Below are 13,196 nucleotides of genomic sequence, written 5' to 3'. Positions count from 1 at the left end.
CGAGGGGCTACGCCTCCTGGCGCGCGATCGCGGCCTCGAGACGCTCGACCTTGCCGTCGAGCTCGCCGACGTGGCCGGGGCGGATGTCGGCCTTGAGCACGAGCGAGACGCGCGAGCCGTAGGCGCCGACCGCCTCGGTCGCGCGCCGCACGACCTCCATGACCTCGTCCCACTCCCCCTCGACCTCGGTGAACATGCTGCTCGTGCGGTTCGGCAGCCCCGATTCCCGCACGACGCGCACGGCGGCGGCGACCGCGTCATGCACCGAGTCCGTCGAGGATCCGCCCGAGGGGGCGACCGAGAAGGCGACGATCATGAGTGGGGCTCCCTGTCTCTCGCGCGGCCCGCGGGGCCGTCGACCTCCAGCGTGCCACGACGGGCGCGGGGCGGATGCTCGGCGCCCGTCGCTCCGGACCGCCACGCCCGCACCACCGCGACGACCGCCCACACCAGCAGCACGACGTCGAGCGCGTTGCGGAGGGTCAGGATCACGACGAGCGACGTCTGCAGCCCCAGCAGCTCGCCGTACTGGAACGGGTACACGGCCTGCGTGAGCGCGCCGATCGCGAGCGCGAGCCCGGCCGGCACCGCGAAGGACGCGCCGCCGCGCGCCCGCCACAGGATGCCGAGGACGACCGGTGCGGCGAGCCACGTGCCGAACTGGGGCGAGCCGACCTTGTTGACGACGATGAGCGCGGCGACGAGCGCGAGCGCGAGGGCGGGGACGAGCCGCGCCTCGGGCGCCCCCGCGCGCAGCGCGAGGAGGCCGAGCGCGACGATCGCGAGCACGACGATCGCGAGTAGCGGCGTCGCGAGCGCTGCCGCCTGCTGCGAGCCCTCGCCGAACACCTGCCAGGTGAGGATGTCGCGGTCGTAGTAGACGCGCGCGCTCCACTCCCCCGCCCACGCCGCCCACAGCCACGGCGTCGTGAGCGGCGCCTCGACCTGCAGGCCGCGCCCCGACTGCTCGGTGAGCGGAGACAGCAGCGAGGCGCCCGCGCCGACCGCGAGCCCGCCCGCGACGACGACCATCGTCACGGCGACCGTCGCGAGCACGACGCGCGCGCGCTCGCGCAGCCCGATGACCGCGGCGAGGAGGATCGCGGCGGGCCACACCTTGATCCACGCCGCGAGGGCGAGGAGCCCGGCGGCGGTCCGGGGGTGGCGGGCGAGCAGGGCGACCGCGGCGACTGCGAGAGGAGCCGTGATCGAGTCGATGCGGCCGAGCGCGATCGGTCCGAGGGCGAGGAGGAAGAGCATCCACCACCAGGCGGCGGCCGCATCGCGCACGCGACGGCCGGCTCCCGCGATCACCAGCAGCGCGCCCGCGTTCATGAGCATGACGATCACGAGCCAGACGATCGGGTACGGGTCGGGGCCGAGCACGTACGCGGCGAGCATCGGCACGAGCGCGACGATCGGGTACACCCACGACGAGTCGATGCCGACCCAGTCGTTCGCGATGAGGCCCTGCTCGACCCAGAAGCGGTACACGAGCGTCACGTCGCCGAGCGGCAGCCCGGGGCCGAGAAGGTTGTAGGCGATGAGCCACAGGTGGATGACGCCGAACGCCGACCACAGGGCGAGGGGATGCGCGCCCAGCTCGGCGAGGCCGCGGGCGACGGCGACCCGCGCCGTGCCCGCCCGCGCCGTGCGCGCGTCCGAGGTGCCCGCCCGCGCCGTGCGCGCGTCCGCCGTGGGGCGCTCGCTGCGGGGCTCGGTCACCGGCCCAGCGTAGTGGCGGGTGCGCGCACGACCGCTCGCCCGCGCACGCCACCCGCGCCCTCCACCCTTGACGATGAGCGGGTTTGATGAGCAAGCGCCGCATCGACAGCGCTCATCGTCATCAGACCTGCGCATCCTCGAGCGGGCTGGGGCGGCGAGCGGGCTCTGCGTGTCGTCACCAGCGCACCGTGCACGGACGGAATCCCCCGTCATTCCACCTGCGGCTGCGGCGCCGGCTCGACCTGCTCGATGCTCCGGCCATGAACGACTTCGCTGACGACCGCGGGCTCATCCGGCTCCGTGGCATCGCCACCCCCTCGGATCGGAGCGCCACCATCGATGCCGCGCGCCGGTCGACCCTGATCCGTCTCGCGCGTGGCGTGTACATCCACTACGAGGCATGGGATCAGCTTGACCCCGACGCGCGGTATCGCGCGCTCGTGCATGCCGCATCGGGCGGCCTCGCGTCGGACGAGCTGCTCTGCGGACCGAGCGCGCTGGCGCTCTGGCGGCTGCCGACGATCGACGGGTGGCCCTCGACCGTGCACTCGGTCCGCCCGAGCCGGGGAGGCGGGCGGCACTCCGGCGGGCTGATCCGTCACGTCACCTCCCGGCCGGATCCTGGTGAGCACATCGACGGCCTCCCGGTGACCTCGCTCGCGCGGACGGTGTCGGACGTCTCAGCGACGCGATCCCTCGCCGCCGGGCTCATGGCCGCCGACGCCGCGGTCCGCGGAAGCTCGGCGCGAGCCCTCCTTCGCGCGCCGCTCGACCAGGACCTGCTCCTGCAGGAGGCGGAGCGCCGCCCCGTGCGACACGGCCGGACGCGCGCGCTCACGGTCGCGCAGCTTGCCGACGCTCGCGCGGAGAGCCCGGGCGAGTCGCTGCTGCGGGCGAGCATCCACCTGCTCGGTCTGCCGCAGCCCGAGCTGCAGTGGGAGTTCCGCGGCGACTCGGGCCGACGGTACTTCGTCGACTGCTACTGGCCCGACCAGGACTTCGTGCTCGAGTTCGACGGCAGGGCCAAGTACCTCGACCCCGCACTGCGCGGCGGCCGCACCGCGGAGGAGGTGCTCGTCGCGGAGAAGGAGCGCGAGGACGAGATTCGCGCTCGCGTGCGCGGCATGGCTCGGGCGGGGTGGGCCGTCGCGCTCGCGCCGATGCGGCTCGCGGCGCGCCTGCGGGCCGCCGGCTTCCTCTTCCCCGGCCGCGAGCGACGATGAGCGGGTTTGATGATGATGCGCTCGACCGAAGCCGCGCCCGCTCACTAAAGCAGCTCATGTTCGGGGCCGAGCGCGTGTGAGGGCGCGGGCGCGGGGGCCGGGCGGGGGCCGGGCGGGGGCCGGGCGGGGGGCCCGCGCGCTACACGACCGGGCGGTACTTCACGAGCTGCGCGATCGTCGGGCCGAGCTCGCGGCACAGGTCGAGCACCGTGAAGGGCCCGCCGGCCGAGGCGCGCTGCGCCGCCAGCCCGTGGATCACCGCGGCCGCCGCCGCGAGCCGCCCCAGCAGCGCCGCATCGTCGACGACCGCGTCGCCGTGCGTCGCGACGAGGGCTCCGAGGATGCCCGCGAGGGCATCCCCCGCCCCCGCGGTCGCGAGCCACGCGGGCGCCGATCGCGCCACGAGCTCCTCGCCCGTGGAACCCACGACATGCGTCGTGTGCCCCTTGAGCAGCACGGTCACCCCGAAGCGCTCGGCCGCCCGGCGGGCGGAGCCGAGCGGGTCGGCGCGCACCGCGTCCGCGTCGACGCTCGTGAGCCGGGCGAGCTCCCCGGCGTGCGGAGTGATGACCGTGGGCGCCGTCGACGAGGCTGCGAGATCGAGCGCGCCGGCGTCGAGCACGAGGGGGCGACCCGACTCGAGCGCGCGCTCGAAGCGGTCGCGCGTGGCGGCGTCGCGCTCCCCGCCGTGCCCGGGCACGGGCATCCCGCTGCCCAGGAGCCACGCCTGCACGCGCCCCGGCTCGGTGACCGCCTCGGGGCGGCGATGCAGGACGAGGTCGGCGGCACGATCGGGGCCGAGGTAGCGGACCATGCCGACGCCGGTGCGCAGGGCCGCCTCGACGCCGAGCACCGCGGCCCCCGGATACTGAGCCGAGCCGGTCACGACGCCGAGCACGCCGCGCCGGTACTTGTCGTCGTGCTCGCCGGGGACGGCGAGGAGGCGAGCGGCGGCGTCGGGGAGGAACTGCGTCGGGCCTGTCACGCCGACACCCTATCGAGCGGCGCTCGACGCCCGGCCCGTCCGCTCGCACGAGCGCGGGGCTCCCGACCGCGCCCGCCTGCCCGGCCGCACCCGCCCCCGCGCACGGCCGCCCCCACCCGCGCGGCCGCTCCCAGGAATACCCCGGGCCGCTGGCTGCTTGCACTGTCTCGTGACCTCTGCGCTCTTCTCCCCGCTCACCGTCCGCTCCCTCACGCTGCGCAACCGACTGTGGGTGGCCGCCCTGTGCGAGTACTCCGTCATCGCGCGCGACGGCGTGCCCACCGACTGGCACCTCGCCCACCTGGGCTCGTTCGCGCGCGGCGGTGCCGGCCTCGTGATCGCCGAGGCGACCGCCGTGACGCCCGAGGGGCGCATCAGCCCCCACGACACCGGCATCTGGAACGACGCGCAGGCCGAGGCCTGGTCGCGCGTGGTCGACTTCGTGCACTCGCAGGGCGCGGCGGCCGGCATCCAGCTCGCGCACGCCGGACGCAAGGCGAGCATCTACCCCGAGTGGGGCGAGACGCCCGAGGGGTGGTCGGGCCGCGGCACGATGCCGGTCAGCGAGGCCGGCTGGCAGACGGTGGCCCCCTCGGCGATCGCCTTCGACGGCTACGACGCGCCCGTCGCCCTCGACGAGCAGGGCATCGCGGATGTCGTGGCCGCCTTCGCCGACGCGGCGCGCCGCTCCGTCGCGGCGGGCTTCGATCTCGTCGAAGTTCACGCCGCCCACGGCTACCTCCTCCACCAGTTCCTCTCGCCGCTGTCGAACCAGCGCCACGACGCGTGGGGCGGCTCGCTCGAGAACCGCGCGCGCATCGTGCTCGACGTGGTGCGCGCGGTGCGCGCGGCCGTCGACGTCCCCGTGCTCGTGCGCTTCTCGGCCACCGACTGGACGGAGGGCGGCTGGGACGAGCAGCAGACCGCTCAGGTCGCGGCCTGGTCGCTCGAGGCGGGCGCCGATCTCTTCGACATCTCCAGCGGCGGGCTCGTGCGCGCGTCGATCCCGGTCGGGCCCGGCTACCAGGTGCCGCTCGCGGCGCACGTGCGCTCGGAGGGCGACGTGCCCGTCGCCGCCGTGGGGCTCATCACGGAGGCTGCGCAGGCCGAGCAGATCATCGATTCCGGTCAGGCCGACGCCATCCTCATGGGGCGCAAGTGGATGCGCGACCCGCATGCCGCGCTGAGCTTCGCGCGCGACCTCGGCGATGAGGCGGCGCTGCAGCAGCTCGTGCCGCCGCAGTACCGGCGCGCGTTCTTCTAGGGGCGCATCCGCACCGCGCGCGGAGCGCGACCTCTCGCACGACGGCGCCGCCCCCTCGGGAGCGGCGCCGTCGTCGTCTGCGCGAGCCCCCGCCTAGGGGCGGCGGCGAGTGGCGTCCTGCACCTCGCCGACGAGCTCCTCGATGATGTCCTCGAGGAAGAGCACGCCCGTCGTGCTGCCCTGCGCGTCGACCGAGCGAGCGAGGTGGGCGCCCGAGCGGCGCATGACGGCGAGGCCGTCCTCCAGGTCTGCGCTCGCGAGGATCGACACGAGGCGACGGATGCGCTTCGGCGGCACCGGGTCGTCGAACTCGTCCTCGTCGAGGTCGATGACGTCCTTCAGGTGCACGTAGCCGGTGGGCTCGCCGTCGTCGTCGACGAGGACGTAGCGGCTGAAGCCGCGCTGAGCGACCGCCCGCTCGACGTCGGCGGGCGAGGCGTCCTCCGGCAGGTGGACGAGCTCGCCCATCGGCACGGCGACGTCGTCGACCTTCTTCGTCGTGAACTCGAAGGCCGCGCTGAGCGCGCCCGAGCGGTCGTGGAGGAGACCCTCGCGCTGCGACTGCTCGACGATCGTCGCGACCTCCTCGAGCGTGAAGGCGCTCGTCGCCTCGTCCTTCGGCTCGACGCGGAACAGGCGCAGCACGCCGTTCGCGACCGAGTTGAGAGCGACGATGACGAAGCGGAGCACGCGCGCGACCGCCACGAGCGGGGGCGCGAGCAGCAGCACCGAGCGCGTCGGCAGCGAGAACGAGATGTTCTTCGGCACCATCTCGCCGAGCACCACGTGCAGGAACGACACGATGAGCAGCGCGATCGTGAACGCGACGCCGCTCACGACCTCGTACGGCAGCCCCGTGAGCTGCAGCGGGATCTCGAGGATGTGGTGGATGGCCGGCTCGGAGACGTTCAGGATGAGCAGCGAGCACACCGTGATGCCCAGCTGGCTCGTCGCGAGCATGAGCGTCGCGTGCTCCATGGCCCAGAGGGCGGTCTTCGCGGCACGGGATCCCGCCTCGGCGCGCGGCTCGATCTGCGAGCGCTTGGCCGAGATGACGGCGAACTCGGCGCCGACGAAGAACGCGTTGCCGGCGAGGAGGACGACGAGCCAGGCGAGTCCCCACCAGTCGGAGTCGCTGATCATCGACCGGCCTCCTCGTCCTCGATGACCGGTCTCGGGGTGTAGCGGACGCGGTCGATGCGGCGGCCGTCGAGCCTCTCGACGCGGAAGGCGCCCGCGTCGATCTCGACGAGATCGCCGACGGCCGGCAGGCGGCCGAGCTCGGACATCATCCAGCCGCCGACGGTCTCCCACGGGCCGTCGTCCGGCACCGAGACCCCCGCGCGGTCGCGCAGCTCGTCGGGCCGGAGGATGCCGGGGAAGGTCAGCCAGTCGCGCGAGCGGACGACGCCGACGAGCACGCGGTCGTGCTCGTCGGAGACCTCGCCGACGAGCTCCTCCACGAGGTCCTCCAGCGTCGCGACGCCCGCCGTGCCGCCGTACTCGTCGACGACGACGGCCATCTGGTAGCCGCGGCCGCGCAGCTCGGCGAGCAGGGTGTCGAGCATCATCGTCTCGGGCACGCGCAGCGCGTCGCTCTGCAGCGCGGAGACGGGCACGTCGGGGCGCCGGTCGTGCGGCACCGCGACGGCCTGCTTGACGTGCACGATGCCGACGATGTCGTCGATCGAATCGTCGGTGACGGGGAAGCGCGAGAAGCCCGTGCGGCGCGCGAGCTCGATCACGGCGAGCGCCGAGTCGGTGCGGTCGATGCTCGCGACGCGCGGTCGCGGGGTCATGACGTCGGAGGCGGAGTGCTGCGAGAACGCGAGCGTGCGCGAGAGCAGCGTCGCCGTGTCGGCCTCGAGCGAGCCCTCCTTCGCGGAGCGTCGCACGAGCGAGGCGAGCTCCTCCGCCGTGCGGGCGCCGCTGAGCTCCTCCTTCGGCTCGATGCCGACGGCGCGGAGGATGGCGTTCGCCGTGTTGTTCAGCAGCGAGATCGCCGGCTTGAACACCGTCGTGAACAGCGTCTGGAAGGGGATGACGAGCTTCGCCGTCTGGCGCGGCAGCGACAGCGCGAAGTTCTTCGGCACGAGCTCGCCGACGATCATCGACAGCAGCGTCGCGATGACGACGGCGACGATCGTGCCGACGACGCTCACGGCGCCCTCCGGCAGGCCGAGGGCCGTGAGCGGCCCGGCGAGCATCATCGAGATGGCGGGCTCCATCGTGTAGCCCGTGAGGAGCGTCGTGAGCGTGATGCCCAGCTGCGCGCTCGAGAGGTGCGTCGAGGTGATCTTGAGGGCCGCGATCGTGGGCCCGAGCCGCTTCTCGCCGCGCGCCTGGCGCGCCTCGAGATCGGAGCGATCGAGATTGACGAGCGCGAACTCGCTCGCGACGAAGAAGCCGGTGCCGATGGTGAGGAGCACGCCCGCGCCGAGGAGGATCCACTCAGCGCCCACGGGTGCCCCCGATCATCGGCGAGGGACTATGACTGGGGTCGGACGGCGAAGACGGCGGGTCATCCATGATGCGAGGAAGTATAGCCAGGCGACCCCGGCGCGGCTGAGCGTCGGATGCCCGGGGGCGCGCTCTCGACGACGCGCACCCTCGCGGGGCGGACGCTCACCACGAGACCGGCAGCGCCTTCCCCTCCTCGTAGCCCGCGGCCGACTGCACGCCGACGACCGCCCGCTCGCGGAACTGCGGCAGCGTGGCCGCGCCCGCGTACGTCATCGACGAGCGCAGGCCCGAGGTGATCATGTCGAGCAGGTCGTCGATCGAGGGTCGCTGCGGATCGATCAGGATGCGCGAGCTCGAGATTCCCTCCGCGAAGAGCGTCTTGCGCGCCCGCTCGAAGGCGTCGAGCCGCCGGAACCGCTGCTCGACGGCGCGCGTCGACGCCATGCCCCAGGAGCTCTTGAACCAGCGCCCCTGGTCGTCGACCTCGATCTCGCCCGGCGCCTCGAGCGTGCCGGCGAACCACGAGCCGATCATGACGGCCGAGGCTCCCGCCGCGAGCGCGAGCGCGACGTCGCGCGGGTAGCGCACGCCGCCGTCGGCCCAGACGCGGGCGCCCTTCTCGCGGGCCGCCTGCGCGGTGTCGAGCACGGCAGAGAACTGCGGGCGGCCGACGGCGGTCATCATGCGCGTCGTGCACATGGCGCCCGGACCGACGCCGACCTTGAGGATGTCGGCCCCCGCCTCGACGAGGTCGTGCACGGCCTCCGGGGTCACCACGTTGCCCGCGACGAGCGGGACGCCCAGCTCCTTAACAGCCACCGCCCGCACGGCCGCGAGCATCGACGCCTGGTGGCCGTGCGCGGTGTCGAGCACGATGACGTCGACGCCGGCCCGGACGAGCGCCTCGGCCCGCGCCGCCGGGTCGCCGTTGGCGCCGATCGCGGCCGCGACGCGGAGCCGGCCACGGGCATCCGTCGCCGGGGTGTAGAGCGTGGCGCGCACGGCGCTGCGCGCGCTCAGCGAGCCGATGATGCGCCCGTGGTGCATGACGGCGACGGCGTCGACGCCCGCCGCGTCGATGAGGTCGAAGGCCTGGCGCGGGTCGGTGACGTCCTCGTCGTCGAGGGCGGGCACGGGGTCGCCGACGAGGTCGCCGATGCGCGAATCGGGCAGCGCGCCGCGCAGGCGGCTGACGGGGATGCACCGCTCGGGCGCCCCGTCGGCGTCGACGACGGTCAGCAGGGCGCCCGCGGTGTCGGGGGCGCGCCGCAGCGCCTCGGCGATCGTCGTCTCGACGCCCACCGCGACGAGCGGGTCGAGCATGACGTGCGCGCTCTTCACGGCGCGGATCGCGGCGTCGAGCTCGCCGAGCGGGGTGTCCTGCGGCAGCACCCCGAGACCGCCGCGGCGAGCCAGGGCGGCGGCGAGGCGCGGGCCCGTCACCGACGTCATGTTCGCGGCGACGAGGGGGATGCCCAGGGCGGTCGCGTCGTCGACCGTCAGGTCCGCGCTCAGCCGGCTTCCGACATCCGATCGGCCCGGCACCAGGAACACGTCGGAGTAGGTCAGATCGTGGGCGGGTCGTTCGTCGAAGAATCGCACATCTTTCAGACTACGGCGGGCCTCTCGCGCACGGGGGGCGGGACTTCCATGGGTAGGCTTGACGGGCTGGGGACCAGCGAGGGTTCCCATTCGATCCGAGCATCTAGCGAAACGGAAGTGGGCGGTCGGCTGTGTCAAGCCAAGTGACCGGAGTGAGCCCCGACGGCGGCGCCGCGGGCGAGTTCGGTGCCAACGAGTGGCTCGTTGACGAGATGTACGAGCAGTACAAGGCCGACAGGAACTCGGTCGACCCGTCATGGTGGCCGATCCTCGAGAAGTACCACCAGTCGGCTCTCGCCGACGCCCCGCCGCCCGCGTCGGACGCCGAGCCCCTTCCCGCGGCATCCCCCGCCCCGGTCGCGATGGACGCACCCGAGGCGGCCCCCGCCTCGGTGCCCGCGGCGTCCTCCGTCCCGCCGGCGTCCGTCCCGATCACCGGCAGCCAGCCGGTGGCCCGCACGACCTCCGCTCCCCCGCAGCGCCAGCCGATCCCCGCGCAGGCGCCCGCGACGGCCTCCGCGCCCGCGGCGACGGCCGATGCCGAGGAACCGGCGGAGGACACGGTCACCCCGCTCAGGGGCATGGCCAAGACCCTCGCCTCCAACATGGACGCCTCGTTGAGCGTCCCGACCGCGACGAGCGTGCGCACGATCCCCGCGAAGCTGATGATCGACAACCGGATCGTCATCAACAACCACCTCAAGCGCGCCCGCGGCGGCAAGGTCTCCTTCACGCACCTGATCGCGTGGGCGATGGTCCGCGCGCTGCGCGAGTTCCCGAGCCAGAACGTCTACTACGACGAGGTCGACGGCAAGCCGGTCGTGGTCACGCCCGCGCACATCAACCTCGGCATCGCGATCGACCTGCCCAAGCCCGACGGCTCGCGCGCCCTCCTCGTGCCCGGCATCAAGAAGTGCGAGACGATGGGCTTCGGCGACTTCCTCACCGCCTACGAGGACGTCGTCAAGCGGGCGCGCGACAACAAGCTCGCCGCCTCCGACTTCCAGGGCAACACCATCTCGCTGACCAACCCCGGCGGCATCGGCACGGTGCACTCGGTACCGCGCCTCATGCGCGGTCAGGGCGCCATCATCGGCGCCGGCGCGCTGGAGTACCCGGCTGAGTTCCAGGGCTCGTCGCCCGCGACGCTCGCCGAGCTCGGCATCGGCAAGACCATCACGCTCACGAGCACGTACGACCACCGCGTCATCCAGGGCGCGGGCTCGGGCGAGTTCCTCAAGAAGGTGCATGAGCTGCTCATCGGGCAGCGCGGCTTCTACGAGGACATCTTCGCCGACCTGCGGATCCCCTACGACCCGATTCACTGGGCGCAGGACATCCACGTCGACCTCGCGGACCAGATCAACAAGACGGCGCGCGTGCACGAGCTCATCAATGCGTACCGTGTTCGCGGCCACCTCATGGCCGACGTCGACCCGCTGGAGTACCGCCAGCGCTCGCACCCCGACCTCGACATCGCGAGCCACGGCCTGACCTTCTGGGATCTGGATCGCGAGTTCGTCACGGGCGGCTTCGGCGGCCGGCGCACGATGCTCCTGCGCGACATCCTCGGCGTCCTCCGCGACTCCTACTGCCGCACGGTGGGCCTCGAGTACATGCACATCGCCGACCCGGCGCAGCGCCGCTGGTTCCAGGACCGCCTGGAGCGGCCGTACCAGAAGCCGACGCACGACGAGCAGATGCGCATCCTCGGCAAGCTCAACCAGGCCGAGGCGTTCGAGACCTTCCTGCAGACCAAGTACGTCGGTCAGAAGCGCTTCAGCCTCGAGGGCGGCGAGTCGGTGATCCCGCTGCTCGACGAGATCCTCCAGGGAGCCGCCGAGGCCGAGATGGACGAGGTCGCGATCGGCATGGCGCACCGCGGCCGCCTCAACGTGCTCGCCAACATCGCCGGCAAGACCTACGGCCAGATCTTCCGCGAGTTCGAGGGGACGCAGGACCCGCGCAGCGTGCAGGGCTCGGGCGACGTGAAGTACCACCTCGGAACCGAGGGCGTCTTCACCGCGATGAGCGGCAAGCAGATCCCCGTCTACCTCGCCGCGAACCCCTCGCACCTCGAGGCCGTGAACGGCGTGCTCGAGGGCATCGTCCGGGCCAAGCAGGACCGCAAGGGCGACGGCCAGTTCGGTGTCCTCCCCGTGCTCGTGCACGGCGACGCGGCGATGGCCGGCCAGGGCGTCGTGCTCGAGACCCTGCAGCTGTCGCAGCTGCGCGGCTTCCGGACGGGCGGCACGATCCACGTCGTCGTCAACAACCAGGTGGGCTTCACCACGCCCCCGGGGGAGGCGCGCTCGTCGAACTACTCGACGGATGTCGCCAAGACCATCCAGGCGCCGATCTTCCACGTGAACGGCGACGACCCCGAGGCCGTCACCCGCGTCGCCGAGCTCGCCTTCGCCTACCGGCAGGAGTTCAAGCGCGACGTCGTGATCGACCTGATCTGCTACCGCCGCCGCGGCCACAACGAGGGCGACGACCCCTCGATGACGCAGCCGCTCATGTACAACCTCATCGAGGCCAAGCGCTCGGTGCGCACCCTCTACACCGAGTCGCTCGTCGGCCGCGGCGACATCACGCCGGACGAGTTCGACGCCGCGCACCGCGACTTCCAGGAGCGCCTCGAGGTCGCCTTCGCCGAGACCCACGCCGTCCAGACGGGGCAGATCCCCGTCGTCGGAGCCGGCGCGGTCGCCTCGCCCGCGATGGAGACCATCGCGGCGGAGCCGGAGACGACCGGCGTGCCGGTGGAGGTCATCCAGCACATCGGCGACGCCCACGACAACCCGCCCGCCGGCTTCACGATCCACGGCAAGCTGCAGGCGATGCTCAAGAAGCGCGTCGAGATGAGCCGCAACGGCGGCATCGACTGGGGCTTCGGCGAGCTGCTCGCCCTCGGCTCCCTCCTCATGGAGGGCACGCCCGTGCGCATGTCGGGCCAGGACTCGCGCCGCGGCACGTTCGTGCAGCGCCACGCCGTGCTCCACGACCGCGCCAACGGCCAGGAGTGGCTGCCGCTCGCGAACCTCGCCGAGAACCAGGCGAAGCTCTGGATCTACGACTCGCTCCTGAGCGAGTACGCGACCATGGGCTTCGAGTACGGCTACTCGGTCGAGCGCCCCGACTCGCTCGTGCTGTGGGAGGCGCAGTTCGGCGACTTCGCCAACGGCGCGCAGACGATCATCGACGAGTTCATCTCCTCCGCCGAGCAGAAGTGGAACCAGCGCTCGAGCGTCGTGCTGCTGCTGCCGCACGGCTACGAGGGCCAGGGCCCCGACCACTCGTCGGCGCGCATCGAGCGCTACCTGCAGCTCGCGGCGGAGGACAACATGACCGTCGCGCGCCCCTCGACGCCCGCGTCGTACTTCCACCTGCTGCGTCGCCAGGCCTACGCGCGCCCCCGCCGCCCGCTCATCGTCTTCACTCCGAAGGCGATGCTGCGCCTGCGCGGTGCGACGAGCGAGGTCGCCGACTTCACCGAGGGCCGCTTCGAGCCCGTGCTCGACGACGCGAACATCACCGACGCGCAGTCGGTGCGTCGCGTGCTCGTGCACGCCGGCAAGATCCACTACGACCTCAAGAGCGAGATCGAGAAGCGCGGCACGAACGACGTCGCACTCGTGCGGCTCGAGCAGTTCTACCCGCTGCCCGAGGCCGAGCTGCAGGAGGTCTTCGACCGGTACCCGAACGCCGAGCTGGTGTGGGTGCAGGACGAGCCCGAGAACCAGGGCGCCTGGCCCTTCTTCGCGCTCGAGAGCGCCAAGCGCGGGGGCCGGCCCGTCCGCGTCATCTCGCGCCCGGCATCCGCCTCGCCCGCGACCGGATCGACCAAGCGCAGCGCGCAGGAGCACGCCGCGATCATGGACGCGGCGCTCGGCGACTAGGCCGCAGAACGCCGAACGGGCCCGCTTCCTCC

Annotated in this window: 9 protein-coding genes; 3 read left to right on the top strand and 6 right to left on the bottom strand. The window is 72.8% G+C overall.

Annotation, left to right across the window (positions count from 1 at the left end):
- Positions 1 to 7 precede the first annotated feature (7 nt).
- Together ASC54_RS07005 and ASC54_RS07000 are read right to left on the bottom strand one after the other, a co-directional pair.
- The gene (locus ASC54_RS07005; RefSeq protein WP_055897616.1) at positions 8 to 316 is read right to left on the bottom strand and encodes a thiamine-binding protein; all 309 of its coding nucleotides are present in this window, start codon (positions 314 to 316) and stop codon (positions 8 to 10) included.
- Positions 313 to 1,725 carry a glycosyltransferase 87 family protein gene (locus ASC54_RS07000; RefSeq protein WP_200932279.1) on the bottom strand — a complete coding sequence of 471 codons (1,413 nt, stop codon included), beginning with the start codon at positions 1,723 to 1,725 and terminating at the stop codon, positions 313 to 315. Before ASC54_RS07000 ends, ASC54_RS07005 begins: the two co-directional genes overlap by 4 nt.
- Before the next feature lie 260 nt (positions 1,726 to 1,985).
- Between ASC54_RS07000 and ASC54_RS06995 the strand changes: the two genes are divergently transcribed.
- A complete protein-coding gene (locus tag ASC54_RS06995) occupies positions 1,986 to 2,948 on the top strand; it encodes a hypothetical protein (RefSeq protein WP_055897613.1) in 963 nt (320 codons plus the stop codon).
- A gap of 139 nt (positions 2,949 to 3,087) precedes the next feature.
- Here ASC54_RS06995 and ASC54_RS06990 read toward each other — a convergent pair whose 3' ends face one another.
- Positions 3,088 to 3,933, bottom strand: a complete 846-nt coding sequence (locus ASC54_RS06990) for an ADP/ATP-dependent (S)-NAD(P)H-hydrate dehydratase (protein WP_055897609.1) — start codon at positions 3,931 to 3,933, stop codon at positions 3,088 to 3,090.
- Between the two features lie 169 nt (positions 3,934 to 4,102).
- Here ASC54_RS06990 and ASC54_RS06985 point away from each other — a divergent pair, with 169 nt between their 5' ends.
- Positions 4,103 to 5,197 carry an NADH:flavin oxidoreductase/NADH oxidase gene (locus tag ASC54_RS06985; protein WP_055897607.1) on the top strand — a complete coding sequence of 365 codons (1,095 nt, stop codon included), beginning with the start codon at positions 4,103 to 4,105 and terminating at the stop codon, positions 5,195 to 5,197.
- A 93-nt stretch (positions 5,198 to 5,290) separates the two neighbouring features.
- Here the strand turns inward: ASC54_RS06985 and ASC54_RS06980 are convergent, their stop codons facing one another.
- The 3 genes from ASC54_RS06980 to ASC54_RS06970 all read right to left on the bottom strand — a co-directional run bounded on the left by ASC54_RS06980 (position 5,291) and on the right by ASC54_RS06970 (position 9,262).
- Positions 5,291 to 6,340, bottom strand: coding sequence for a hemolysin family protein (locus tag ASC54_RS06980; protein ID WP_055855927.1), 1,050 nt, complete (start codon positions 6,338 to 6,340; stop codon positions 5,291 to 5,293).
- A complete protein-coding gene (locus tag ASC54_RS06975; RefSeq protein WP_055897604.1) occupies positions 6,337 to 7,659 on the bottom strand; it encodes a hemolysin family protein in 1,323 nt (440 codons plus the stop codon). Before ASC54_RS06975 ends, ASC54_RS06980 begins: the two co-directional genes overlap by 4 nt.
- 163 nt (positions 7,660 to 7,822) lie before the next feature.
- Positions 7,823 to 9,262, bottom strand: coding sequence for a GuaB1 family IMP dehydrogenase-related protein (locus ASC54_RS06970; protein WP_055897602.1), 1,440 nt, complete (start codon positions 9,260 to 9,262; stop codon positions 7,823 to 7,825).
- Between the two features lie 131 nt (positions 9,263 to 9,393).
- Between ASC54_RS06970 and ASC54_RS06965 the strand changes: the two genes are divergently transcribed.
- Positions 9,394 to 13,164 carry a multifunctional oxoglutarate decarboxylase/oxoglutarate dehydrogenase thiamine pyrophosphate-binding subunit/dihydrolipoyllysine-residue succinyltransferase subunit gene (locus tag ASC54_RS06965; protein ID WP_082514905.1) on the top strand — a complete coding sequence of 1,257 codons (3,771 nt, stop codon included), beginning with the start codon at positions 9,394 to 9,396 and terminating at the stop codon, positions 13,162 to 13,164.
- The last annotated feature ends 32 nt before the right edge of the window (positions 13,165 to 13,196 follow it).

Origin of the sequence: Yonghaparkia sp. Root332 (genome assembly GCF_001425665.1) — a bacterium.
Classification (GTDB): domain Bacteria; phylum Actinomycetota; class Actinomycetes; order Actinomycetales; family Microbacteriaceae; genus Microcella.
The sequence above is the reverse complement of the archived record's forward strand: the minus strand, read 5'-3'. Positions and strand labels throughout refer to the sequence as shown.

Bases quoted from the DNA above. Each gene is read 5' to 3' on its own strand.
- ASC54_RS06995 (WP_055897613.1), top strand. From the start codon at position 1,986: ATGAACGACTTCGCTGACGACCGCGGGCTCATCCGGCTCCGTGGCATC.
- ASC54_RS07005 (WP_055897616.1), bottom strand. From the start codon at position 316: ATGATCGTCGCCTTCTCGGTCGCCCCCTCGGGCGGATCCTCGACGGAC.
- ASC54_RS06980 (WP_055855927.1), bottom strand. From the start codon at position 6,340: ATGATCAGCGACTCCGACTGGTGGGGACTCGCCTGGCTCGTCGTCCTC.